This window comes from Rhodococcus sp. DMF-1 (genome assembly GCF_021441945.1).
GTDB classification, from domain to species: domain Bacteria; phylum Actinomycetota; class Actinomycetes; order Mycobacteriales; family Mycobacteriaceae; genus Rhodococcus; species Rhodococcus ruber.
Map to the genome: position 1 here is coordinate 5,531,753 of NZ_CP090442.1, position 23,784 is coordinate 5,555,536.

Annotated in this window: 22 protein-coding genes; 12 read left to right on the forward strand and 10 right to left on the reverse strand. The window is 71.2% G+C overall.

Going from position 1 to position 23,784, the window contains the following annotated elements; all coding sequences use genetic code 11:
• The first annotated feature begins 3 nt into the window (after positions 1-3).
• From LZP97_RS25380 to purM, 5 genes are all read left to right on the forward strand, one after another.
• Positions 4-1,776, forward strand: coding sequence for an alpha/beta hydrolase (locus LZP97_RS25380; RefSeq protein ID WP_010593849.1), 1,773 nt, complete (start codon positions 4-6; stop codon positions 1,774-1,776).
• A complete protein-coding gene (locus LZP97_RS25385) occupies positions 1,773-2,456 on the forward strand; it encodes a CPBP family intramembrane glutamic endopeptidase (protein ID WP_048772588.1) in 684 nt (227 codons plus the stop codon). The genes LZP97_RS25380 and LZP97_RS25385 overlap by 4 nt, the downstream gene beginning before the upstream one ends.
• Positions 2,457-2,467: 11 nt before the next feature.
• Positions 2,468-2,854 carry a sterol carrier family protein gene (locus LZP97_RS25390; RefSeq protein ID WP_010593851.1) on the forward strand — a complete coding sequence of 129 codons (387 nt, stop codon included), beginning with the start codon at positions 2,468-2,470 and terminating at the stop codon, positions 2,852-2,854.
• 116 nt (positions 2,855-2,970) lie between these two features.
• On the forward strand, positions 2,971-4,557 hold the full coding sequence (gene purF / locus LZP97_RS25395; RefSeq protein ID WP_010593852.1) for an amidophosphoribosyltransferase: 1,587 nt from the start codon (positions 2,971-2,973) through the stop codon (positions 4,555-4,557).
• A 175-nt stretch (positions 4,558-4,732) separates the two neighbouring features.
• Positions 4,733-5,806, forward strand: coding sequence for a phosphoribosylformylglycinamidine cyclo-ligase (gene purM / locus LZP97_RS25400; protein ID WP_026137732.1), 1,074 nt, complete (start codon positions 4,733-4,735; stop codon positions 5,804-5,806).
• A gap of 265 nt (positions 5,807-6,071) precedes the next feature.
• Here the strand turns inward: purM and LZP97_RS25405 are convergent, their stop codons facing one another.
• From LZP97_RS25405 to ygfZ, 4 genes are all read right to left on the reverse strand, one after another.
• Positions 6,072-6,281 (reverse strand): DUF3073 domain-containing protein, encoded by a 210-nt coding sequence (locus LZP97_RS25405; protein ID WP_003936528.1) that lies wholly within the window; start codon positions 6,279-6,281, stop codon positions 6,072-6,074.
• A gap of 183 nt (positions 6,282-6,464) precedes the next feature.
• Positions 6,465-7,439 carry an asparaginase gene (locus LZP97_RS25410; protein ID WP_048772587.1) on the reverse strand — a complete coding sequence of 325 codons (975 nt, stop codon included), beginning with the start codon at positions 7,437-7,439 and terminating at the stop codon, positions 6,465-6,467.
• Entirely contained in the window at positions 7,436-8,110 is a 675-nt protein-coding gene (locus LZP97_RS25415) for an MOSC domain-containing protein (protein ID WP_010593855.1), read from the reverse strand. Before LZP97_RS25415 ends, LZP97_RS25410 begins: the two co-directional genes overlap by 4 nt.
• Positions 8,107-9,237, reverse strand: a complete 1,131-nt coding sequence (gene ygfZ / locus LZP97_RS25420) for a CAF17-like 4Fe-4S cluster assembly/insertion protein YgfZ (protein ID WP_048772585.1) — start codon at positions 9,235-9,237, stop codon at positions 8,107-8,109. Before ygfZ ends, LZP97_RS25415 begins: the two co-directional genes overlap by 4 nt.
• Positions 9,238-9,291: 54 nt before the next feature.
• Between ygfZ and LZP97_RS25425 the strand changes: the two genes are divergently transcribed.
• The 6 genes from LZP97_RS25425 to LZP97_RS25450 all read left to right on the forward strand — a co-directional run bounded on the left by LZP97_RS25425 (position 9,292) and on the right by LZP97_RS25450 (position 18,390).
• The gene (locus tag LZP97_RS25425; RefSeq protein ID WP_010593857.1) at positions 9,292-10,137 is read left to right on the forward strand and encodes an aminodeoxychorismate lyase; all 846 of its coding nucleotides are present in this window, start codon (positions 9,292-9,294) and stop codon (positions 10,135-10,137) included.
• Between the two features lie 212 nt (positions 10,138-10,349).
• The gene (locus LZP97_RS25430) at positions 10,350-11,846 is read left to right on the forward strand and encodes a cytochrome ubiquinol oxidase subunit I (protein ID WP_017680647.1); all 1,497 of its coding nucleotides are present in this window, start codon (positions 10,350-10,352) and stop codon (positions 11,844-11,846) included.
• A gap of 10 nt (positions 11,847-11,856) precedes the next feature.
• Positions 11,857-12,894: a cytochrome d ubiquinol oxidase subunit II gene (gene cydB, locus LZP97_RS25435; RefSeq protein ID WP_040274077.1), complete on the forward strand. Its 1,038-nt coding sequence runs from the start codon at positions 11,857-11,859 to the stop codon at positions 12,892-12,894.
• Positions 12,891-14,702 carry a thiol reductant ABC exporter subunit CydD gene (gene cydD, locus LZP97_RS25440; protein ID WP_017680649.1) on the forward strand — a complete coding sequence of 604 codons (1,812 nt, stop codon included), beginning with the start codon at positions 12,891-12,893 and terminating at the stop codon, positions 14,700-14,702. The genes cydB and cydD overlap by 4 nt, the downstream gene beginning before the upstream one ends.
• Complete coding sequence (gene cydC, locus LZP97_RS25445; protein WP_048772582.1) at positions 14,702-16,363, forward strand: thiol reductant ABC exporter subunit CydC; 1,662 nt, start codon at positions 14,702-14,704, stop codon at positions 16,361-16,363. Before cydD ends, cydC begins: the two co-directional genes overlap by 1 nt.
• Positions 16,364-16,677: 314 nt before the next feature.
• On the forward strand, positions 16,678-18,390 hold the full coding sequence (locus tag LZP97_RS25450; protein WP_029539989.1) for a BCCT family transporter: 1,713 nt from the start codon (positions 16,678-16,680) through the stop codon (positions 18,388-18,390).
• Here the strand turns inward: LZP97_RS25450 and LZP97_RS25455 are convergent.
• Positions 18,378-19,049 carry an FABP family protein gene (locus LZP97_RS25455; RefSeq protein WP_017680914.1) on the reverse strand — a complete coding sequence of 224 codons (672 nt, stop codon included), beginning with the start codon at positions 19,047-19,049 and terminating at the stop codon, positions 18,378-18,380. The genes LZP97_RS25450 and LZP97_RS25455 overlap by 13 nt on opposite strands.
• Positions 19,050-19,277: 228 nt before the next feature.
• Here LZP97_RS25455 and LZP97_RS25460 point away from each other — a divergent pair, with 228 nt between their 5' ends.
• Positions 19,278-20,513 (forward strand): cutinase family protein, encoded by a 1,236-nt coding sequence (locus tag LZP97_RS25460; RefSeq protein ID WP_017680913.1) that lies wholly within the window; start codon positions 19,278-19,280, stop codon positions 20,511-20,513.
• Between the two features lie 53 nt (positions 20,514-20,566).
• Here the strand turns inward: LZP97_RS25460 and LZP97_RS25465 are convergent, their stop codons facing one another.
• From LZP97_RS25465 to LZP97_RS25485, 5 genes are all read right to left on the reverse strand, one after another.
• Entirely contained in the window at positions 20,567-20,872 is a 306-nt protein-coding gene (locus LZP97_RS25465) for a DUF1416 domain-containing protein (protein WP_010593868.1), read from the reverse strand.
• A 2-nt stretch (positions 20,873-20,874) separates the two neighbouring features.
• On the reverse strand, positions 20,875-21,711 hold the full coding sequence (locus LZP97_RS25470; protein ID WP_010593869.1) for a sulfurtransferase: 837 nt from the start codon (positions 21,709-21,711) through the stop codon (positions 20,875-20,877).
• 61 nt (positions 21,712-21,772) lie between these two features.
• Positions 21,773-22,240 carry a DUF4395 domain-containing protein gene (locus LZP97_RS25475; RefSeq protein WP_048772579.1) on the reverse strand — a complete coding sequence of 156 codons (468 nt, stop codon included), beginning with the start codon at positions 22,238-22,240 and terminating at the stop codon, positions 21,773-21,775.
• Positions 22,241-22,458: 218 nt separating this feature from the next.
• Entirely contained in the window at positions 22,459-22,938 is a 480-nt protein-coding gene (locus LZP97_RS25480) for a thioredoxin family protein (protein WP_048772577.1), read from the reverse strand.
• A complete protein-coding gene (locus LZP97_RS25485) occupies positions 22,935-23,714 on the reverse strand; it encodes an LmeA family phospholipid-binding protein (protein WP_003936511.1) in 780 nt (259 codons plus the stop codon). The genes LZP97_RS25480 and LZP97_RS25485 overlap by 4 nt, the downstream gene beginning before the upstream one ends.
• Positions 23,715-23,784: the final 70 nt, after the last annotated feature.

Genomic DNA, 23,784 nt, shown 5'->3' on the forward strand with positions numbered 1-23,784 from the left:
GCGATGGTCGGTTCCCAGGTCGATCGGCTGGCGTCGATAGAGGCCCGGCAGGGCCGGATCATCGACGCGGTCACCGAATTCGGTGACCGCCACCCCCATACCGCCCAGGTGTGGGGGGCGCTGAGCCTGGATTTCACCGGCATCGCCTTCGCGGCCCTGTTCTTCTGCTGGTCGCTGACTCCGTCGCTGCTGCCTCGCGACTGGTTGTTCCAGGGGCTGATCGGCGGCATCAACGTCGCCATCGGCTACGGGGTGGGATGTGCCGTCGGCTGGGCCGGCAACCGGCTGCTGGCGAAGCGGCCGTGGTGGCCACCGCCGCTGCCCGTGCTGCGGGCGATCAAGGTGGCGGTCCCGGTCGCCGCCGTGCTCGCGTCGCTGGTGGCGCTGGTGTTCGCGTCGCGGCAGCAACGCCAGCTGGCCGCGCTGATGAACGCCGAGGGCACCACGACCAGCGGGTATCTGCGGACCCTGGTGCTCGCCGCCGCCGTCGCGCTCACCCTGATCGCCACCTGGCGCGGCCTGCGCGAACTCGCGGGGATCGTCGCGTGGCAGCTGGTGCGGCGTCTGCGCATACCGCCGGGGGCCGCGCGTTCGCTCGGTGCGCTGCTGGTGGTGCTGGTGGTGTTCATGCTCATCGACGGTGTGCTGGCCCGGGGCGCCTACGCGGGACTGAACTGGGTGTTCGGCATCCACAACAACGAGACCCGGCCGGGAGTCACGCAGCCGCTCGTGCCCGAGAAGTCCGGGAGCCCCGAGTCGTTCGCGGCGTGGGACACCCTCGGCTACCAGGGGCGCGACTTCGTCGGCCGAGGTCTCGACGCCGCCGAGCTGACCGCGATCAACGGTGTCCCGGCCCGGGAACCGATCCGGGTCTACGCGGGACTCGAGACCGCCGACACCCCCGAGGCGCGTGCCGACGTCGTGATCGACGAGCTCGAACGCACCGACGCGTTCGACCGCGAGGTGCTCGTGATCATCCCGACCACCGGAACGGGATGGGTCAATCCGACCGCGGCGATGATGATGGAGCTCGTCCACAACGGCGACGTCGCCCTCGTCGCGTGGCAGTACTCGTACATGCCGAGCTGGATCTCCTTCCTCGCCGACCGTGAGAAGGCCGCGGCCGCCGGCGACATGCTCATCGATCGGGTTCACAACCGGTGGCTCGCCCAGTCCGCCGAGCATCGGCCGGAGCTGTATGTGTACGGGGAGAGCCTCGGAACCCAGTCGGGGGAGGGCGCTTTCGGCACGGTCGCCGCGATCCGCGACACCGTCGACGGCGTCCTGTGGGTCGGCCCGCCCAACTCGAACCGCCTGTGGCGCCAGCTCGTCGACCGCCGAGACCCGGGCACGACCGAGGTCGAACCGGTGTACGCGGACGGCCTGGTGGTGCGCTTCGCCGACGACCGCGCGTCGATCGGGGAGCCCGACACCCCGTGGCTGTTCCCCCGGATCCTGTACCTGCAGCACGCGTCCGATCCGGTGGTGTGGTGGTCCCCGGACCTGATCGTCAGCCGGCCGGACTGGCTGTCCGAACCGCCCGGCCCCGACCGGCTTCCGCAGATGCGCTGGTTCCCGTTCGTGACCTTCTGGCAGGTCTCGGCGGATCTGACCAACGCCGCCGGGGTGCCCGACGGGCACGGTCACAACTACGGCACCACGGTGCTCGACGGCTGGATCGCGGTCACTGCGCCCGACGGCTGGACCGAGGCCGACACCGAGCGGGTGCGGTTCGCGCTGACCGTCATCGACGATCTGCAGGGACCGGAGAAGTGAGCCGGCCGGGACGGAGTCACCGCCGGCCGTGGCTCGGTCCGGCGGTCGCCGCGGCGGTCGTGGGCTGGGGCGCGGTGCTGCCGGCCACCCGGATCGGGCCGCGCGGGCGCGCCGTGCTCTCGGCGACCGTCGGCACCGCCGCGGTGTTCGCGGCCCGGGCCGCGGGCGTCGAGCGGGGCATGCTGGGACTGGATCCGCGGCATCTCGTGTCCGGCGCGCGGTGGGGTCTGGCCGCCGCCGCCGTCCCGCTGGCCGCGTACGCAGGCATGCTCGCCGTCCCGTCGCTGCGGGCCCGGCTCGTCGACGAAGCCCGTGCCGAACGCGAGGACTTCTACGAATGGGTGGGGCTGCACATTCCGTTCGGCACCGTCGCCGCCGAGGAGCTGCTGTTCCGCAGCGTTCTCGCGGCGCTGCTCGGTCCGGGCACGGCGGGGTCCGGTCTGCACGCGGCGGCGTTCGGGCTGTGGCACGTGCAGCCCGCGCGGGACGCCGGTCATCACGTGCTCGGCACGGTGCTCGTCACCGGACTCTCGGCGGTGGTCTTCGACCGGCTGCGCCGCCGCAGCGGCAGCGTCCTCGCACCCGCCCTGCTGCACCTGGCACTCAACGTCGGCGGGGCCGTGGCGGTGCGGCTGGCGGGACTGCCCGCCGAGGACGACGACGCCGCCCGGCGTAGCTAGGCTGGCTCGCCGTGGCACCGCGCAAACCCGTCGACCCCGCCGAGCTCCGCGCCGCCGTCCTGCGGGTCGGTCCGTGGCTGCGGGACGAGACGGTCGACGCACCGGTCCGCGCCGACCTCGCGGCGGCGGTGCGCCTGACCGCTCGCGCCCTGGAGCAGGCGGCGCCCGGATCCAGCGTCGAGGTGCGGGTGCCGCCGTTCGTGGCGGTGCAGTGCATCGAGGGGCCCCGCCACACCCGGGGGACCCCGCCCAACGTCGTCGAGACCGGCCCGCGGACGTGGCTTCGTCTGGTCACGGGACTCGTCGATTTCGCCGACGCCGCCGCCGCGGGATCGCTGGACGCGTCCGGGAGCCGTGCCGCGGAGATCGCGCACTGGATGCCGCTGTTGCGGTTGTGAGCGCAAGGGCTGGGAACGGCGGAGGAGGCCCCGGTGACCCGTCGGAGCGGGGCATCGTCGGCCGACCCGTAGAATGGCCTTGCCTCTCTTTTGTCCAGCCCCCAGGGAGCACCCCGGTGACCAGTGCCGATCTGTCGGTTCACACACGTAATCTCCTCGCAGCCGAGGAACCCGAGAACGAACCTCGTGAGGAGTGCGGAGTCTTCGGAGTCTGGGCTCCGGGCGAGGATGTGTCCAAGCTCACGTACTACGGCCTCTATGCGCTGCAGCACCGGGGGCAGGAGGCGGCCGGTATCGCCGTCGCCGACGGCTCTCAGGTCCTCGTGTTCAAGGATCTCGGGCTGGTGAGCCAGGTCTTCGACGAGCAGACCCTCGCCGCCATGTCCGGGCACATCGCGATCGGGCACTGTCGCTACTCGACCACCGGGTCGACCACCTGGGAGAACGCCCAGCCGATCTTCCGCACGACCGCGGCCGGCACCGGCGTCGCGCTCGGCCACAACGGCAATCTGGTCAACACCGCCGAACTCGCCCAGCGTGCCCGGGAACTGGGCCTCGGCGACGACCGGCGGGCGGTCACGGCCACCACCGACTCCGACATCGTCGGCGCGCTGCTCGCGCACGCCGCCGCCGACAGCACGGTCGAGCAGGCGGCCCTCGAGCTGCTGCCGACCCTGCGCGGTGCCTTCTGCCTGACCTTCATGGACGAGCACACGCTCTACGCGGCGCGCGACCCGTGGGGAATCCGGCCGCTGTGCCTGGGCCGCCTGGACCGCGGCTGGGTCGTGGCCAGCGAGACCGCCGCGCTCGACATCGTCGGCGCGTCCTTCGTGCGCGACATCGAGCCCGGCGAGCTGCTCGCCATCGACGCCGACGGCGTCCGCTCGAGCCGCTTCGCGAACCCGGAGCCCAAGGGCTGCGTGTTCGAGTACGTCTACCTCGCGCGGCCGGACTCGACGATCGCGGGCCGCTCGGTGCACGCCACTCGCGTGGAGATCGGCCGGCGACTGGCCAAGGAACACCCGGTCGACGCGGACCTGGTCATTCCGGTGCCGGAGTCGGGCACCCCCGCCGCCGTCGGCTACGCGCAGGGCTCGGGGATCCCCTACGGCCAGGGCCTGATGAAGAACGCCTACGTGGGCCGTACCTTCATCCAGCCGAGCCAGACCATCCGCCAGCTCGGCATCCGGCTCAAGCTCAATCCGCTGCGCGAGGTCATCCGCGGCAAGCGGCTCGTCGTGGTCGACGACTCGATCGTGCGTGGCAACACCCAGCGGGCCCTGATCCGGATGCTCCGCGAGGCCGGTGCGCTCGAGATCCACGTGCGGATCGCGTCGCCGCCGGTGAAGTGGCCGTGCTTCTACGGCATCGACTTCGCATCCCCGGCCGAGCTGATCGCCAACGGCGGCGGCACCCGCGACGCCTCCGAACGGACCGGGCACGACTTCGACGAGATGGTGGAGATGGTGCGCCGGTCGATCGGCGCGGACTCCCTCGGATACATCTCGATCGACGGGATGATCGGCGCCACCGAGCAGCCCGCCTCGCGCCTGTGCGCCGCGTGCTTCGACGGGCACTACCCGATCGCGCTGCCGAAGGAGCACGCCGTCGGGAAGAACGTGCTCGAAGGGATGCTCGGCGGGGCCGCGGGGGCCACGCCGGCGCTCGACAACGACAACGCGGACGCCTTGAGCCGTCCCTAGACCCGCCCGCCGTCGCGAGGACGGCGGCCCCGGTTTCGCGTCGTCGCGCGTCGGCGGTCCGGCCCGGTCGGGTACCTTGAGGTGCGCGATCGGCGGGCTTCGGCGTGCGTTCGCGCGCCCGGCAGCGATGCCGATACACCTGTTCACCACAACTCGAGGCTGGAGCCGACAACCCATGACCGAGGACACAACCCCCGGAGCTTCCTACGCAGCGGCGGGCGTGGACATCGAGGCCGGCGATCGAGCCGTCGAACTGTTCGCGCCGCACGCGAAGAAGGCGACCCGCCCGGAGGTGCTCGGCGGCCTCGGTGGATTCGCGGGGCTGTTCGCGCTCAAGGGCGACTACAAGGAACCGCTGCTCGCGGCGTCCACCGACGGGGTCGGCACCAAACTGGCGGTGGCGCAGGCCCTCGACAAGCACGACACCGTCGGTCTCGACCTCGTGGCGATGGTCGTCGACGACCTCGTGGTCTGCGGCGCCGAGCCGCTCTTCCTGCAGGACTACATCGCGGTCGGGCGCGTGGTGCCCGAGCGGGTGGCCGAGATCGTCGGCGGCATCGCGGCGGGCTGCGTCCAGGCCGGCTGCGCCCTGCTCGGCGGCGAGACCGCCGAGCATCCCGGCGTGATGGCCGACGGGGACTACGACCTGTCCGCCACGGGTGTCGGCGTCGTCGAGGCCGACCGGCTGCTCGGGCCCGACCGGGTGCGTCCGGGCGACGTGGTGATCGCCATGGGTTCGTCGGGGCTGCACTCGAACGGATACTCGCTGGCCCGCAAGGTCCTTCTCGACATCGGCAAGATGAGCCTGACGGCGCACGTCGACGAGTTCAGCCGCAGCCTCGGCGAGGAACTGCTCGAGCCGACCCGGATCTACGCGAAGGACTGCCTCGCGCTGGCCGCCGAAACCGAGGTCCGCACGTTCTGCCACGTCACCGGCGGAGGGCTCGCGGGCAACCTGGCCCGGGTGATGCCGAAGGGACTCGTCGCCGAGCTCGACCGGACCACGTGGAGCCCGGCCCCGGTGTTCGGGCTCATCGCCCAGCGCGGCCGCGTCGAGCGGACCGAGATGGAGAAGACCTTCAACATGGGCGTCGGCATGGTCGCGATCGTCGCGCCCGAGGACGTCGACCGGGCCCTCGCGGTGCTCACCGCGCGCCACATCGACTGCTGGACGCTGGGCACCGTGCGCAAGTCTCAGGACCAGGACGACGTGCGCGCCGTGCTCGTGGGCGACCACCCGCGGTTCTGACCCGGCGCCGGTCCGGAGCCGACACCGGAAACGGAGTCGGCACCGGAGCCGGATCCGACACCGGATACGCGTCGCACCGATACGCGCAGCGCCCGGGCCGTGCAGGACGGCCCGGGCGCTGCGCGTCGTGGTGACGAAGTTTTCCGGATCGCCTCACCTGCCGGCCGGGTGTCGCAGCGGTGTGCGAGATCCGGACGGCGAGGAGGGTGCCAGCGAAGGGGGGAGTCGGTGGTCCGACTCCCCCCTCCTGTGCGTGAGGCTCGGGTCAGCGACGCCAGTCGTCGTCGTAGTCGTCGTCCCAGGGGGAACGACCGTCCGGTCCGGAACGCTGGTCTGCGAAGACCTCGTCCCGGTGCGAGTTGGGTGTACCGCCAGACAACTCCCGCTGGAGGCTCTCGAAGTCGGTGGCCGGTGAGCTGTACTTGAGCTCCCGTGCAACCTTGGTCTGCTTTGCCTTAGCCCGGCCGCGGCCCATGGCTAACCCCCTCGCGCCTTGACGGGGCGGCCTGGGGAATTTGGCGGCCCCGGTTAATTGAGTATTTTCCTGGCCACCACTCTAGCGTGGAAAAGTCGGTTCCGCCTCCACACACCTGGTGGCGCCGGTGTCCGATTGGTCTCACCCACAGGCGACCTGGGCAAATGCGGGACGAGGGAGCGTTCAGAGCACTCCGGGGATCGCCCGGACCGTGCCGACCCGGATCCCACCGCCGAGCACCGGCTGCGACGCGAGCTCCGCGTGCTCCTCGGACCACGTCACTCCGAGGTGGTGCAGCAGGGCGGCAGTGAGGGGAAGGCGGGCCCGCTCGTGGCCGTCGTCGATCTTCAGTGCGAACGCGGTGCCGTCCGGCAGGGCACCCGCGTGCACGCCGTCCGCCCCGGCCTTGCACAGCAGTCCCGGCACCGCGGGCATCAACCGGGCGTCGTCCTTGCCGGTGCCAGAGACGAGGTGCGGATGACTCCGGATCGCGTCGGCCACGGCCCGTTCCGGCGTCCCGGGCTCGGCCGTCGCCAGCCGCGAATAGGCCCGGGCGAGATTGACCAGGGGCAGCGGCACGATCGGCAGGCCGCACCCGTCGATTCCGAGATCGGTGTCCTCGACGTCGCCCGCGAGGTCGAGGACCGTCTCGACCACGGCCTGCTGCAGCGGATGGGCGGAGTCGAGGTAGCCCGGCTCGTCCGAGCCGGCGCGGACGGGCCAGCCGTTCGCGGCGCACGTCGCGAGCATCGCGGCGTGCTTGCCGGAGCAGTTCATGTACACCGTCCGCCGGGGGTGACCGGCGGCGACGATCGTCGCCCGGGCCGGTTCGTTGCCCGGCAGATCCGGCGGGCACTGCAGGTCGTCCTCGGTGAATCCGTGCCCGGCGAGCAGCGCGTCCACCAGCCGGACGTGCCCGGCCTCGCCCTCGTGCGAGGCCGTCGCGATCGCGAGTTCCTCCGTCGAGCGGGGCACGAAGCCCTGCCGCAGCAGCGCCACCGCCTGCAGCGGCTTGTTCGACGACCGCGGATAGATCGGCGTGCGGATCTCGCCCAGTGCGAGCCGCACGTCGCCGGCCGGGTCGAGTACGACGAGCGAGCCGCGGTGCACGCATTCGCGGAACCCCGATCGCACCACTTCCACGAGTTCGACGCTCAATACTCCACCTGCACCTCTCGTCCGGCGACTCGTCTGCGAGCCTTGTCGGCGACACTAGGGGACAGGTCGTCCTGCTGCGCGAGCATCTCCGCGATCCGCGCCGGGTCCCGGCCGGTGAACAGGTCCCGCACGGTCACGCCGTGTTCGGGTACGTGCACGACGAAGATCCCGTCGCCCGCCTCGACGGGGCCCTCGGCGAGCACCTTCAGATAGGCCCCGGTGTCGCCGCGCGCGGCGAACCGCCGCACCCAGCCCGGTTCCTGCGCCCACACCCCGAAGGTGCCGCACGGCGTGCGCGGCCCGGTGACCTCGAGGAGCAGACCGAGCGCGCCGATCCGCCAGCGCTCGCCGATCACCGCATCCGAGGCGGCGATCCCGCTCACGCGCAGGTTCTCGCCGAACCACCCCGCGGGCAGTTCGCGGCCGAGCTCGTCGGCCCAGCGACGTGCCTCGTCCTCGGCGTACGCGTAGACCGCCTTGTGGCGACCGCCGTGGTGGGCGGTGTCGCACTGCCGGTCGCCGGCCAGGCCGAGCCGGCGGACCTGCACGGGGCCGGTCACGGGACGCTTGTCGATGGCCGTGTGCGCGACACGGCGGGTGCCGCTGGCGCGGACGGAGTGCACCGTGCAGACCGCCTCGACCCGTCCGGTCGGCGGGTTCCGGTGGCTCACCGACCCCGGAGCCGTTCCACGGCGAGCCGGCCGGCCTGCACGGTGGCGTCGTCGGGGATGGAGTCCGGATCGATCGCCGCGGCGCAGGGCCCGGCGACGAGGGCCGTGCCGACGGGCACGTTCCGCTTGATCAGGGCCAGCGCGACGGGGCCGAGCTCGAAGTGGTCGACCACGGTGCCCAGCCGCCCCACGGCGCGGCCGTCGGCGGTCACCGGGTCCCCGGGTTCGGGCCGGCCCTCGGCGGAGCCGTCGAGGTGCAGCAGGACGAGATGCCGGGGCGGCTTGCCGAGATTGTGCACCCGCGCGACGGTCTCCTGCCCCCGGTAGCAGCCCTTGTCGAGATGGACGGCGCCGTGCTCGGTCGGGCCGCCGATCCAGCGGGCCTCGTGCGGGATGGTGCGCTCGTCGGTGTCGAGACCGATCCGCGGGCGGAGCGCGACGACGCGCAGCGCCTCGAACGCCCACGTTCCGGCCGGGCGGGCCCCGGCGTCGACCAGGGCGGCGAACACGTCGGTGAGCCGCTCGCGGGGGACGAGCAGGTCCCACGCGTCGTCGGTGGGCCAGGGCATGCGCCGGACGAGCCCGCCGCCGGGCAGGGCGACCGCGGCGTAGACGTCGGCGGGCAGGGCGTCGATGCCCAGCGCGGCCAGGACGGGGGCATCGCCGGCGCGCGGCCCGAGCAGGCTCAGCACGGCCATCTCGTTGCCGTCCCGCGGCTCGGCCTTGGACCAGAACACCATTCTGCTGAGGAACGTCAACAGGTCCGGCCCGCACTGCGGTTCGGTGTCGATCCAGGTGACGCCGTCGAGGTCGGTCTGCACGAAGTGGTGCTCGACGCGGCCCTGCGCATCGAGGCTGAGGTTCTCCGCCGAGGTGCCGTCGGGCAGCTGCGCGACGTGCTGGCTGGAGATGGTGTGCAACCAGCTCAGGCGCTCCTCGCCGGAGATCGCGACGACGAACCGGGTCGAACGGTCGACGACGGCCACGCCGGTGAGGGCGGCCCGCTGTTCGCCGAACGGATCGCCGTAGTGCCAGGGCAGTCCCGTGTCCGGGGTGCCGGCCGGCGCGGGAACGGCACCGGGACGAGCGAGAAGTGGGCTGTCGGTCACAAAGGGAGTGTCGGCCACGACATCAGTCTAGGAGCGCGGGTCTGCGCCCGGCGGAATGGATAGGGTGTGCGCATGGCTGAGCGGGTGCTGGTGACGCTGGACGGCGAGGTTCGGGACGCGGACGTGCCGCTGCTGCACGCGGACGACATCGGGGTGCTGCGCGGCGACGGGGTGTTCGAGACCCTCCTCGTGCGCGGTGGGCGGGCACGGACCGTCGAGCAGCACCTGAGCCGGCTCGTGTCCTCCGCCGCGGCGGCGGGGCTGCCGACGCCCGAGCGCGACGACTGGCGGCTGGCGATCGACGTCGCGGTCGAGCAGTGGGACGCGGAGCGGGAAGGGGCGTTGCGCCTGGTGTACACCCGCGGCCGGGAGGGTGGCAGTGAGCCGACCGCGTTCCTGTTGCTGACCCCGGTGGCCGAACGGGTGTACAAGGCCCGCGCGGACGGTGTGTCCGTGGTGACGCTCGAGCGCGGGTATTCGGTGGATCTCGCGTCGAAGGCGCCGTGGCAGCTGCTCGGCGCCAAGACCCTGTCCTACGCGACGAACATGGCGGCGCTGCGGCATGCCGAGTCCCTCGGGGCCGACGATGTGATCTACATCAGCAGCGAGGGTTTCGTGTTGGAAGGGCCACGTTCGTCGGTCCTCGTCGCGCGCGGGCGCACGCTGATCACCCCGCCGCCCGAGCAGGGAATCCTGCCCGGCACCACCCAGCAGGCGCTGTTCGACGTCGCGGGCGACCACAACTTCGTGGTGCGGTACGAGCCGGTCCGTCCTGCGGATCTCGTTGTGGCAGATGGCGTCTGGCTGGTCTCGAGCGTCGCGTTGGCGGCGCGCGTGCACACCCTCGACGGGCACGATCTGTCCCGGCGGTCCCTGGTCGGCGAGGTCGAGGCCCTGGTGGACGCCGCGGTCGAGTGAGCGCCGGATCCCCCGTCGTGGGCCGGTCCGGAGCACGCGAGCGCGGGGATGTGTCGGTCGACACCGTCGACGCTCCTGTCCACTTCTACTACTGTAAGTAGTAACAAGGTCACCGACGCGTCCGGCGGATGGTTCCTTGTGCACAGAGTCCGAGGCCCCGAGCCCGTGCCCCGGACTCGGAGCCTGTCCCTGGGCGTTACCTCGGAGTAGCCATGGATGTGTTGGACCTGTCCCGGTGGCAGTTCGGCATCACCACCGTCTATCACTTCATCCTCGTCCCGCTGACCATCGGTCTCGCCCCGCTCATCGCGGTCATGCAGACCATGTGGGTGGTCACGAAGAAGGACCACTGGTACCGCCTGACGAAGTTCTTCGGCAAGCTCTTCCTCATCAACTTCGCCCTCGGCGTGGCCACCGGCATCGTGCAGGAATTCCAGTTCGGCATGAACTGGAGCGAATACTCCCGCTTCGTCGGGGACGTCTTCGGCGCCCCGCTGGCGCTCGAGGGCCTGGTGGCGTTCTTCCTCGAATCGACCTTCCTCGGCCTGTGGATCTTCGGATGGGGCCGGCTACCGAAACTGGTCCACCTGGCGACGATCTGGCTGGTCGCGATCGGCGTGAACGCCTCCGCGTACTTCATCATCTCCGCCAACTCGTTCATGCAGCACCCCGTCGGCGCGACGTACAACCCCGAGACCGGGCGTGCGGAACTGACGAGCATCTGGGAACTGCTGACCAACAACACCGCGCTCGCGGCGTTCCCGCACACCGTCGCCGGGGCGTTCCTCACCGCCGGCACGTTCGTCGCCGGCATCGCCGGCTGGTGGATGGTGCGCAACATGCGCCGCGCCGCGCAGGCCGAGCCGGTCGAGGCCGACCGGCTCGAAGGCGAGGCCCGCGGCATGTTCCGGCCCGCCGCCCGGCTCGGCATGCTCGTGATGATCGTCTCCGGTGTCGCGCTCTTCGTCAGCGGCGACATCCAGGCGAAGCTCATGTTCGAACAGCAGCCGATGAAGATGGCGTCCGCGGAGTCGCTGTGCCACACCGAGACCGACCCCAAGTTCTCGGTCCTGACGATCGGTACGCACAACAACTGCGACGGCGTCATCCACGTCCTCGAGGTGCCGTACGTGCTGCCGTACCTCGCGCAGGGCGAGTTCACCGGCGTCACCCTGCAGGGCGTCGAAGACCTGCAGGACCAGTACGAGCAGCAATTCGGTCCCGGCAACTACCGCCCCAACCTGTTCGTCACCTACTGGTCGTTCCGCGCCATGATCGGCCTGGCCGCCGGGTCGGCAGCGCTGGCCGTCGCCGGTCTGTGGGTGACCCGCCGCGGCCGCGTCCCCGACCAGAAGTGGTTCGGCTGGTTGAGCATCCTCGCCATCCCCACGCCGTTCCTGGCCAACAGCGCCGGCTGGATCTTCACCGAGATGGGCCGCCAGCCGTGGGTCGTGCACCCCAACCCGACGGGCGTGGACATGATCCGGCTGACCGTCGACCAGGGCGTGTCGAACAACTCGGCCGGCGCCGTGATCGCCTCCCTGGTGGCCTTCACCGTCGTCTACGGTGCGCTCGGCGTCGTGTGGTTCTGGCTGATCCGCCGCTACACCCTCGAGGGCCCGCTGCCGCACGACGCTCACCCGCCGGGCGAGCACGACGACGAACCCGACGACACCGGCCGGCCCAAGCAGCTGTCCTTCGCGTACTAGGAGATCGGTCATGGGACTTCAAGAGATCTGGTTCGTCCTGATCGCGGTGCTGTTCACCGGATACTTCGTGCTCGAGGGCTTCGACTTCGGTGTCGGCATGCTGATGCCGGTGCTCGGCCGCGGCCGCACCGAGACGGCCGACACCCGCCGCCGGGTGTTGCTCAACACCATCGGGCCGGTGTGGGACGGCAACGAGGTGTGGCTGCTGACCGCGGGCGGCGCGATGTTCGCCGCGTTCCCCGAGTGGTACGCCACCCTGTTCTCGGGGTTCTACCTGCCCCTGCTGCTGATCCTGCTCGGTCTCATCGTCCGGGTCGTGGCGATCGAGTACCGCGGCAAGATCGACGACCCCACCTGGCGGCGGCGCTGCGACTGGGGCATCGTCTTCGGCTCCTGGGTACCGGCCGTGCTGTGGGGCGTGGCGTTCGCGAACATCGTCCGCGGCGTCGCCATCGACGAGAACAAGCAGTACATCGGCGGCTTCTTCGACCTGCTGAACCCGTACGCGCTGCTCGGTGGTGCCACCACCGCGCTGGTGTTCGCGCTGCACGGCGCGGTTTTCATCGCCCTGAAGTCCGCCGACGAGGTGCGCGAGGACGCCGTGGCCCTCGCCGCACGTCTCGCCGTTCCGGCGGTCGTCGTTGCCGGATCCTTCGTGCTGTGGACGCAACTCGCCTACGGCAAGACCTGGACGTGGCTGCTCGTCGGCGCCGCGGCGGCTGCGCTGCTCGCCGTCGTCGCGCTCACCCGCGCGGAGCGTGAGGGCTGGGCGTTCGTGTTCACCACGGTCGCCATCGTCGGCACCGTCGTCCTGCTGTTCGGATCGCTGTTCCCGAACGTCATGCCGTCCACGCTGGGCGACACCCTGTCGCTGACGATCGAGAACGCGTCGTCGAGTCCGTACACACTGAAGGTCATGACGTGGGCGGCGGTGATCGTCACGCCGGTGGTCCTGATCTACCAGGGCTGGACGTACTGGGTGTTCCGTCAGCGCATCTCCACCAAGCACATCCCGAAGTCCATCGGTCTGTCGCTCGGGGCGAAATGACCGCGCCCGCCGACGCCGCGGTGCGTCCGTTCGGCTCCGCTCCCGGAGCGGCGGATGCGCCACGGCGTCGCGGGCCGATCGACCCGCGGCTGTGGCGCTACTCCGCCACCGCCCGCGGCTACCTGGTGCTCACCCTCGTCACGGCCACGATCAACGTCGCGATGATCGTCGTGTCCGCGCTCGCGATCGGTGCGGTCCTCGCGGGGGTGCTCACCACCGGCACCGCGGAACTCGGGGAATGGCGGACCGAGTTGCTGGTCCTGGCCGGGGCCGTCACCGTGCGCACCCTGGTCACGTGGGTGCAGTCCCGGTTCGCGCACCGTTCGGCGAGCCGGGTCGTCGCCGAACTCGAGCACGAGGTGCTCGCGGCGGCGACCCGGCTGCCGCCGCGGGAACTCGAACCACGCCGCGACGAGATCGCCACGGTGCTCACCCGCGGGCTCGGCGGGCTGTCGGAGTACCTCACCGGATACGTGCCGGCCCTGCTGCTCGCCGTCACGCTCACCCCGATCACCGTGGTGGTCATCGCATTCCAGGACCTCACCTCGGCGATCATCGTCGTCGTGACGCTGCCACTCATCCCGGCGTTCATGATCCTCATCGGGCTGCTGACCAAGGGCAAGGCCGACCGCACGCTGCAGACCATGACGACGCTCTCGGCCCAGCTGCTCGACCTGATCGCCGGTCTGCCCACGTTGCGCGCACTCGGCCGGGAACAGGGCCCGGCAGAGAAGGTGCGCGAGCTCGGCGACGACCACCGTCGCACCACCATGTCCGCGCTGCGCGTGGCGTTCCTGTCCGGGACCGTGCTCGAATGGCTCGCCACCCTCTCCGTCGCGCTGATCGCGGTGAGCATCGGTCTGCGCCTCGTCTACGGCGACATGGCCCTCGAGGCCGGCGTCGTCGCGCTGATCCTCGCCCCCGAGGCGTACCTGCCGCTGCGCACGGTGGGCGCGAAGTTCCACGCCGCCGAGGACGGCAAGGCGGCTGCCGAGCGCGCATTCACGATCCTCGACCGCGCGGCCGCCACCCCTTCGGCCACCGCCGGTGCCGGATTCGATGCGACCTCGGCCGAGCTGACGTTGACGAATCTCAGTGTCGCGAGCCGCGACGGATACGCCCCGCACCGGCTCGATGCGGTGTGCCGGCCGGGCGCCGTGACCGTGCTGGCCGGGGCGAACGGTGCCGGCAAGTCGACGGCCCTGCTCGCCGTCCTCGGACTCGCGGAGCCGGCGGAGGGGAGCGTCGAGGTCGGTGGTCGTCCCGTGACGGCCGACGACGCATGGTGGGAGCAGGTGGCCTGGCTGCCCCAGCGGCCCGTGCTGCTCCCCGGTACGCTGGCGGACAACCTGCGCCTCACGGGCGTGGATCTCACCACCGACGGACTCGAAGAGATTTGTGCGGCAACGCGATTCGATGAAGTGCTCGACGAGTTGCCCGGCGGCTGGGACACCGTCGTCGGCGCCGAGGGCAGCGGACTGTCGCTCGGGCAGCGGCAACGGCTCGCCCTCGTCCGCACCCTCGCCGCGGACCGTCCCGTCCTGCTGCTGGACGAGCCCACCGCCCACCTCGACGACGCGACCGAGACCACGGTCCTCGAGACGGTGCGGGAACTGGCGCGTCGCGGACGCACCGTGGTGATCGTGGCGCACCGCCCCAGCATCCTCGCGATCGCCGACTCCGTCGTTCGGGTCGTCTCCGACTCCGGCGTTCGGGTCGTCTCCGACTCCGGCGTTCGGGTCGTCTCCGACTCCGGCGTGCGGGTCGTCTCCCACGGCGACGCGGCGCCCGGTACGGGGGAGCGGTGATGAACGATCTGCGCCGGGCCCTGGCGCTGCTCGAACTGCGCCCCGGACGGGTCGCCGCCGCCGTCGCCGCCGGCGTCGCCACCCTGGGCAGCGCCCTCGCGCTCGCCGGCCTGTCGGCCTGGCTGATCATCCGGGCGTGGCAGATGCCCCCGGTGCTGGACCTGACGGTCGCCGTCGTCGCCGTCCGGGCCCTGGGCATCTCCCGCGGGCTGTTCCGCTACCTCGAGCGAATCGCGAGCCACGACACCGCCCTCCGGGGGACCACCGCCGCCCGCACCCGGGTCTACCGGCGCCTCGCCGACGGCGACCCGGTGGCCTCCGCCGGTCTGCGCCGCGGGGACCTGCTCGCCCGCACCGGCGCCGACGTCGACGCCCTCGGCGACGTGGTGGTGCGGGCACTGGTGCCCATCGCCGTCGCCGCGGTCCTCGCCCTCGCCGCCGTCGGCTGGCTCGCGCTGATCTCCCCGCCCGCCGCGGCGATCCTCGCCGTCGCGTTGCTCGTCACCGGCGTCGTAGCCCCCTGGGTGTCCGCCCGCGCCGCGGCCCGCGCCGAAGCCGACAGCGCCGCCGCCCGCCTCCGGTTCTCCCGCGACGCGGTCACCGCGCTCGACCACGCCGCAGAACTGCGGGTCGCGGGCCTGCTCCCGCAGGCCGTCGGCCGGGCCCGCCGCGCCGGTGCCGACGCGGTGCGCGCCACCGACCGGGCGGCCGTCCCCGCGGCCTACGCGGAGGCCGCCGTCCCCCTCTCGGTCGGAGCAAGTGTTCTCGGGGCGTTGCTCGTCGGCATCGCGCTCTACGCCGACGGGGGTGCGAGTCCGATGTCCCTCGGGATCCTCGTGCTGCTGCCCCTGTCCGCGTTCGAAGCCACCGCGGCGCTGCCCGGTGCTGCCGTCACCCTCACCCGCGCCCGGATCGCGGCACGCCGCATCGTCGACCTGCTCGACCGTGCCGACCGGCCGGTGCCGCACGGCACCCGGCCCGTCGTCGAACCGTGCCACCTGCGTGCCGTCGCTCTGCGCAGCGGCTGGCCCGGCGGCCCCGCCGCCGGGCCCCTCACGCTCGACCTGCCACCCGGCACGCGCATCGCCGTCGTCGGGAGCAGCGGCAGCGGCAAGACCAGCACGCTGATGACCCTCGCGGGGCTGCTCGAACCCGCCGCCGGGACGGTCACCCTCGGCGGTGTGCCGCTCGCCGAACTCGACCCGGCCGCCCTGCGGCGGACGGTGGGATTCTTCGCCGAGGACGCCCACCTGTTCGAGACGTCCGTGCTCGAGAACCTGCGGGTGGCCCGCGGCGACCTCACCGAGGCCGAGGCGCTGGCCGTGCTCGGCGACGTCGGGCTGGGGGAGTGGGTGGCCGGGCTGCCCGAAGGACTGCACAGCACGCTCGTCGGCGGGGCGCGCGCCGTCTCCGGGGGCCAGCGGCGCCGGTTGCTGCTCGCTCGGGCCCTGGTGTCCCCCGCGCGGGTGCTGCTGCTCGACGAGCCCACCGAGCACCTCGACGCCGCGGACGGTGCGCAGCTGCAACGACTGCTGCTGGACCGGGACGCCGGATTCGTCGCACCTGAGCGCACCGTCGTCGTCGTCACCCACCAGCTGCCCGGCGACACCGCAGCCGACCTCGTCGTTCGCCTGGGGAAAAACTCGTTGCCCGCGGTCTGAGCGGCGCGTACTTTCGGGCGTACACGAGAAAGGAGGTGGTCTGAATTGAAGTATCGGACACGTGAGGTGGCTGCGCGCTAGCCGCTGTCATCGACGACGGGATTGTCGACCGCCCAGCGGCCGGCGAATACCACGCAGTCACCCGGCCCCCGAGCCATCCGGTCCGTCCGACCGGAATCCGCCGACCAGGCGTCCGCGGAGAACGGCTCGGGGGCCGTTTGCGTGTCCGGCAGGTGTGCGAACGCGCAGTTCGGGGTACCCCCGTTCGCGGTAGGCGGCGCGTGCGCCTCGCGTCCCGAACGAAAGGTGTCCTCATGCTCGAGCGAGCGCACGGCCTGTTACGCCTTCGTACGTCGCCCGGGGTGTTCTTCGCCTCCGCGCTGATCGCCCTCGTGTTCGTCGTCGTGACGATCGCGTTCACCACGGCTGTCGACAACCTGTTCAGTTCCGTGTCGGGCTGGATCATGACGAACCTGGGCTGGTTCTACATCCTGGGGGTGTCCACCTTCCTGGTCTTCCTGGTCGGCCTCGCGTTCACGCACTACGGCCGGGTGCGGCTCGGCGGCGACGACGACCGGCCCGAACACTCCACTCCGGCGTGGTTCGGAATGCTGTTCGCCGCCGGCATCGGCACGATCCTGATGTTCTGGGGCGTGGCCGAACCGATCTCCCATTTCGCGAACCCGCCGATGCAGGACGTCGAACCGGGGTCCGCGGCCGCCGCCACCGAGGCCATCGGCTTCACGCTCTACCACTTCGGGCTGCACACCTGGACGATCTTCGCGCTGCCCGGCCTGTGCTTCGGCTACTTCATCTACAAGCGCAAGCTGCCGCCGCGCGTCAGTTCCATCTTCGCCCCGATCCTGGGTGGCCGAATCTACGGACCCATCGGCAAGACCATCGACGTGATCGCGATCGTGGGCACCGTGTTCGGCGTGGCCACGTCGGTGGGACTGGGGACTCTGCAGGTCAACGCCGGCCTCGCCGAGCTGTTCGGCCTCCCCGAGAACGGGCTCGTCCAGATCGTCCTGATCGCGGTGGTCACCGTGGCGGCGGGGACGTCGGTGGCGCTCGGTCTCGATCGCGGCATCAAGCGGCTGTCGAACCTCAACATCGGCATGGCCGTCGCGCTGCTGGCCTTCGTCCTCGTCACCGGCCCCAGCCTGTTCCTGCTCAAGGGCATGATCGAGTCCGTCGGCATCTACGGCAGCATGCTGCCGCGGCTCGCGTTCTGGAACGACACGTTCGGCGACACCGGCTGGCAGAACACCTGGACCGTCTTCTACTGGGCGTGGACCATCACGTGGGCGCCGTTCGTCGGGATCTTCATCGCCCGCATCTCCCGCGGCCGCACCATCCGCGAGTTCGTCGCCGGCGTCCTCGGGCTGCCGGTGCTGTTCTCGGTGATCTGGTTCAGCGTGTTCGGAATGGCCTCGTTCGACATCGAGCTGAACGGCTCGGGTGGTCTCGCCGACCGGGTCGTCGGCGACGGCGACATTCCCGGCGCCCTGTTCGAGTTCCTCGGCAACTTCCCGTGGGCCGGCGTCATGTCGTTCTTCGCCGTGGTGATCGTGGTGGTCTTCTTCATCACCTCGGTCGACTCCGCCGCGATGGTCCTGGACATGATGGCCGCCGGCAACGAGGGACGGGTGCCGCTGCACCAGCGCCTGTTCTGGGCGGTCCTGATGGGTCTCGTCGCCGCGACCATGCTCGTGGCCACCGGGAAGGACGGTCTCGACGCGCTGCAGCAGGTCATCACGGTGATCGGATTGCCGTTCTTCGTGATCGGCTTCGTGATGATGTACAGCCTCGTCAAGGGGATCCGCGACGACCTGGGGGAGCGGGCCGAGCCGGTGACCCGGCAGTGGAGCCGGGTGCGCACCGCCGAGGAACTCGAGGCCGCCGAGCAGCGGCCCGCTCCGGAGCCCGTCGTCGTCACCCGCGCCGTGCCGGATCCGGACGCCGAGCCCGGTGACGGAACGGATTCCCCGGCGCGAGGATCAACCCGTGAGGATCAACCGATGTAGCGAGCGAGCCGCGCGGACATGTGCGGCCGCAGGTCCCCGTCCGCGGTGACCCGTTCCTCGACGTAGGCGAGGTCGCCGCCCTCGACGATGCCGTACAGGCGCTTGGCGCCGCCGACCACCTCGCCGGACTGGCTGCGGATCACCACGTCGGTCGCCAGTTCCCAGGACGACTGGGTCAGAGCGGTGCCGTAGTACAGCTCGACGACGCCGGAGCTGTGATTCAGGAGCAACTCGAGGGTTTCCGGATCCTCGCTGCCGGGCGCGCCGGTGCCGGCGACCCGCCAGAAGCCGCTCTCCCGGCGATCCGGACCGCTGTAGGCGCCCTCCTCGTCGAGGCGCCACGAACGGGCCTCCCACACGAGGTAGTTGCCGCCGTCGTGGGTGACCACGATCTGCTGGCCGAAGCGGTAGTCGCCGGTGCGGGGGTCGTTGCCCTCGCCCTCGCCCCGCCACACACCCACCATGGGCAGCAGCGCCAGCAGCTCCGGATGCATGTCCGGACCGAGGCGCAGATTCGCGGTGTCGTCGGGGACGGGCAGACCGCTCAGGATCGGGACGTTCTTGTCGGCAGTCGCCTTGGCCCGTTCGAGGGCGTCGGCGACGGCCTTGTCGCCGCTGCCGCGGACGACTTCCCGTTCCTCACCGGACTCGGCACTCACGGCTGATCGGTCACCAGACGGTAGAGGACGTACACCGCGAACCATGTGATGAGCACGGCCGCCAGGACAAGGAGCGCTTCGAAGAAGATGACCACGGCCATATCCTAGACGGCGTCCGGAAAGCGCGAAAACCGACGTCCCCACCGGGCGCGCGACGCGGCGCGCGGGATAGTACCGTGCACGGGGCCGGGCGGGCCTTTCGCCCGGAAAGCCCGATTCGGAGGTCGTGTGCGCTCCATCCGTCTGCTGCTGCCGGTTGCCGCGGTCCTCGCGGCCCTGTCGCTGATCCCGCCCGACGCGGTCGCCGTCCCCGGGGCGGGGTCGAACAGCGGTTCGTCCGGGCCCGGCGTCCATCCCGACAACTACGCACTCGAGTGCCCCGATCTGCTGATCGTGGCGGTTTCCGGCGCCACCGACTCCGAGGCCGACCGCGACCCCGTGGTCGAGGAGTCGCGTCAGCTGTGGTCGAACTGGGTGGGCAACGTGACGGTCCCGGCCGGTGAGGCCACCGCGGACCGGCCGGGCACGATCGGCTGGATGTACGTTCCGTACCCGGCCACCTACGGTCTCGGCCTGTTCGAGGACGTGCCCACCTATCAGGACTCGGTGGCGGCGGGTGTCGCGTCCACCAACCGCATCCTCGACGAACGCAAGCGCGCCTGCGGGGAGCGCACCCGGTTCGCCCTCGTCGGGTACAGCGTCGGCGCCGAGGTGATCGAACGGGTGAGCCGCGAACTCGGGCACCGGCCCGACGACGCCCATGTCGCCCCGGACGACATCGCCGGAGTCGTCCTCGTCGGTGACCCGTACCGCCCCGCGGGGGTCGACTCGCTCGGCGGGGCCGGTCCGCGCGGCGGCGGATTCATGTCCTCCGAGCCCGCCGACTACGGAGCGCTGGCCGACCGGGTGGTGTACTCGTGCCGGCGCTACGACGTGGCGTGCGACGCCCCCGAGGACATCGCGGTCCTCGAGCTGGCCCTCGGCATGCTCGGGCAGATGCGGTTCACCCTGATCGACCCGATGCAGACCGTCGACGACCTGGGACGCACGGTGGCGGTGACGGCGGCCCGCGCCGCCGCGCACATCGTCACCCGGGACGACTGGTGGGAGTCCGACGAATCCCTCCTCGACGTGCTGCGCAAGGTCGTCGACAAGACCTACCCCGTGGATCCGAGCGCCGACGTGAGCCCCGAACGGATGCGGGAGATCCGCGACTGGGCCGTCGGCCCGGGCCGGCCCATCGTGCTGGAGAAGTTGCGCGCCGAGGGAGTCGGCTTCGTCGACGACAACAGCGGCATCGTCGATCTGTTCGTCGAGCCGTACATCCTGCTGGGCTTCGTCCAGCACATCGGCTACTGGAACACCAACCCGCACGATCCCTGGTACTGGGACAGCGAGCGGATCGTCGACTGGATCGTCGCGCTCGCCGAAGCCGAGCGGGTGAGCGGACAGCCGCAGAACTGACGAACGACGGCGGGGCCCGTTCCCCGAAAGGAACGGGCCCCGCCGGATCGGTCCTACTTCGCGACCGTGACCTCGACGTGGTGGACGCCGGGGGCCGTCGGGCTCACGGCGACGTCACCGTTGCCGCGGCCGGACAGCGCGCGGACCTTCCAGTCGCCGGGCGCGGCGAAGAAACGGAAGTCACCGGTGCCGGAGGCGACGACCTCGGCGGTGAACTCACCGGTGCCGTCGAGCAGGCGCACGAAGGCGCCGCCGACCGGCTGGCCGTCGGTGTCGACGACACGGCCGGTCAGAACCGTCTCCTTCTCGACGTCGACGCCGGCGGGCAGGGTCTGGGACTGAACGGGTGCACCACACATGGTCAGCGAACCTCCAACTCGATAGGGGCTCCGACGAGCGAGCCGTATTCGACCCAGCTGCCGTCGTAGTTCTTGACGTTGTTCTTGCCGAGGATCTCCTGCAGCACGAACCAGGTGTGGCTCGAGCGCTCACCGATCCGGCAGTAGGCGATGGTCTCGCGGCTGTCGTCGAAACCCTTGGCCCGGTAGAGGGCCTCGAGGTCGTCGTCCGACTTGAAGGTGCCGTCCTCGTTGGCGGTGGTGCTCCACGGGATGTTGATCGCACCCGGGACGTGGCCGCGCTGCTGGGCCTGCTCCTGCGGCAGGTGGGCCGGGGCGAGGATCCTGCCGGAGAACTCGTCGGGGGAGCGGACGTCGATGATGTTCTTGGTGCCGATCGCGTCGATCACCTCGTCGCGGAAGGCGCGGATCGAGTAGTCCGGCTCCTGCGCCTTGTACTCGGTGGCCGGGCGGGTGACCTCGTCCTTGGACAGCGGGCGCCCGTCGAGCTCCCACTTCTTGCGGCCGCCGTCGAGGAGCTTGACGTCCCGGTGCCCGTAGAACTTGAAGTACCAGTACGCGTAGGCGGCGAACCAGTTGTTGTTGCCGCCGTAGAGCACGACGGTGTCGTCGTCGGCGACGCCCTTCGCGGACAGCAGGGCGGAGAACTGCTCCCGGTTCAGGAAGTCGCGACGGACGCCGTCCTGCAGGTCCTTGCGCCAGTCGAGCTTGATCGCACCTTCGATGTGCCCGCCGTCGTAGGCGGCGGTGTCCTCGTCGACCTCGATGAACACGGTATTCGGTGCGTGGAGGTTCTGCTCTGCCCAGTCTGCTGAGACCAGGACGTCGGAGCGAGCCATGGAGTTTCCTTTCGGTGCTGACACTCTCGGGTCGAGTGGAACGGTGCGGAGGGAACGGTGGTCAGGCGGCGACGGCCCGGAACCGGGCCACGAGCGGATAGATCCTGCACCCGAGGCACACCCCGAACGCGGCGTTGAGCAGGGCGGCGAACAGTGCGAATCCGGTGGCGACCAGCCCGGTCAGGTCGGCGCCGAGGAGGAAGGCGAAGGTCCCCACGGCGGCGAACACGAACCCCACGAGCTGCGCGAACCGCAGCGGGGCGACCGGTTCCGTCTCGGTGGGCGCGCTCGACCGGGGCGCCACGAACCGCGCGAAGAGCAGGCCGTAGGGGCTGCGGCGCGGCCCGAGGGCTGCGCCGGCCGCGAACACCACGGTCTGGGCGGCGAGCAGTACGCCGGCCACCGTGGTCGAGACCGACGCGACGACCAGGACGACGACGAGAACGGCGGTGGTGATCCACGCCGCGAACCGGGGGCCGCGGACGTCTACCTGCGGGCTCCGGCGGGTGGTGGCGGTGGTGGTGGACATGGGTGGTACTCCTGCTGGGAGGGGACGCGTGAGGGCGGACCGGCGCGGTGACAACCGCGGGGACCACACCGGCGAGGGCGGCGGATGCCGCGGAGACGGTCGGACGTCTCGGCCGGGGTGATCAGCAGCAGGTACAGCAGAAGCCGCCGAGGCGGCACAGATCGACTGTGCGGCGTCGGGTGAGCATGAGCTCTCGGCGGGTCGACACGGCAGGCAGCTTAGTCGACGTCTCGGCGGATCGGGTCCGCGGGGGTGCGCAGCGGCACCAGCGCGGCCCGCAGGTCGGCCGCGGCCGGCACCCCCGACACCCGGTACCTCTCGGTGCCGGCGGCGTCGAACAGGAACGTCGTCGGCAACGACAGCACACCGAGTTCCCTTGCCAGCTGCGGGTTCTCGTCGATGTCCAGTTCGAGGTCGCGGGGTGCGGGCAACCCGTCGCCGGTGGCTGCGAGGTCGGCGACCACCTGAGCGACGACCCGGCGCACCGCGGCGCACGGTCCACACCAGTCCGCGGAGAAGTGCAGCACCACCGGCGCATCGCCGGTGCCCACCCCCACCGCGGCCAGGAGGGGATCCGGCCCCGACGCCGGGGCCGGGGCCGGATCGACGACGCGGACCTTGCCTTCGCGGGCCCGCAGGACGGTCCCGATGATCAGGGCGGCAGCCACCACCACCAGCAGGACGACGACAGCGGTCACAGGCGCTGCACCTCCTCGAGATCGATCGTGGTCTGGTGCGCCTCACCCTCGATCACAATCGTCGAGCCGCGGGCCTCGACCGCGGTCGGGCGCACTCCGAACGGCAGGTTCTGGGGTTCGATCGTGGTGGTGAACAGACCCAGCACCGTCGGCTTCAGCAGATCCGGGACGGTGAAGTCCGCCTGTCCCTCCGGGCCGAAGTACAGGTCCGACGCCACGATGCGCACCGTGTCGCCCTCGAGCAGCAGGTTCGCCTGCACACTGACCTCCGCGGAGACCGGGCCGACCGGAACCGTGCCGGTGAGGACGACCCCGCCCGCGGTGGTGCGACCGGAGCCACCGGACCCGCCCGTGCCGTCGGACTTGTCGGCCGGGGGAGCGGACACCTGCAGGTCGGGAATGCCGTAGAGCTGACCGAGCTCGGTCGCGTCGATCATCACGCGCCCGTACAGCAGATCCACCGGCACCGTGCGGATCGAGCCGTCGAGCAGTTCGCCCGCGTCCGCGTGAGCACCGATCAGGTTGGCCTCGATCGTGATGTCACCGAGCGTCCCACTGGGCACACCCTGCGCCCGGATCTCGACGTTCTCGTAGTGGCCGGACCGGGCCTGGGTCAGGAACGGGAACCCGTGGATGGTCACCGCCGGATCCGCCGTCAGCGCACCACCCTCCCGCAGCGCCCGTGAGACCCGGTACTCGGACCACGCCGCGGCGCCGAAATCGATCAGGAGCGCGACTCCGACGAGCGTCACGAGAGCGAGGATGAGTTTGCGCACCGCACCATTGTGACGGACGGCTCGCACCGCTTCCCGAGCGCGGTTGCCCGGTGAACGCCCTCGTGGCGCT

Excerpts from the sequence above, each read along its gene's own strand:
- LZP97_RS25380 (WP_010593849.1), top strand. The coding sequence starts at position 4 with ATGGTCGGTTCCCAGGTCGATCGGCTGGCGTCGATAGAGGCCCGGCAG.
- LZP97_RS25475 (WP_048772579.1), bottom strand. The coding sequence starts at position 22,240 with ATGTCCACCACCACCGCCACCACCCGCCGGAGCCCGCAGGTAGACGTC.
- LZP97_RS25450 (WP_029539989.1), top strand. The coding sequence starts at position 16,678 with ATGCTCGAGCGAGCGCACGGCCTGTTACGCCTTCGTACGTCGCCCGGG.
- cydB (WP_040274077.1), top strand. The coding sequence starts at position 11,857 with ATGGGACTTCAAGAGATCTGGTTCGTCCTGATCGCGGTGCTGTTCACC.
- LZP97_RS25430 (WP_017680647.1), top strand. The coding sequence starts at position 10,350 with ATGGATGTGTTGGACCTGTCCCGGTGGCAGTTCGGCATCACCACCGTC.
- cydD (WP_017680649.1), top strand. The coding sequence starts at position 12,891 with ATGACCGCGCCCGCCGACGCCGCGGTGCGTCCGTTCGGCTCCGCTCCC.
- cydC (WP_048772582.1), top strand. The coding sequence starts at position 14,702 with ATGAACGATCTGCGCCGGGCCCTGGCGCTGCTCGAACTGCGCCCCGGA.
- LZP97_RS25465 (WP_010593868.1), bottom strand. The coding sequence starts at position 20,872 with ATGTGTGGTGCACCCGTTCAGTCCCAGACCCTGCCCGCCGGCGTCGAC.
- LZP97_RS25405 (WP_003936528.1), bottom strand. The coding sequence starts at position 6,281 with ATGGGCCGCGGCCGGGCTAAGGCAAAGCAGACCAAGGTTGCACGGGAG.
- purM (WP_026137732.1), top strand. The coding sequence starts at position 4,733 with ATGACCGAGGACACAACCCCCGGAGCTTCCTACGCAGCGGCGGGCGTG.
- LZP97_RS25425 (WP_010593857.1), top strand. The coding sequence starts at position 9,292 with ATGGCTGAGCGGGTGCTGGTGACGCTGGACGGCGAGGTTCGGGACGCG.
- LZP97_RS25470 (WP_010593869.1), bottom strand. The coding sequence starts at position 21,711 with ATGGCTCGCTCCGACGTCCTGGTCTCAGCAGACTGGGCAGAGCAGAAC.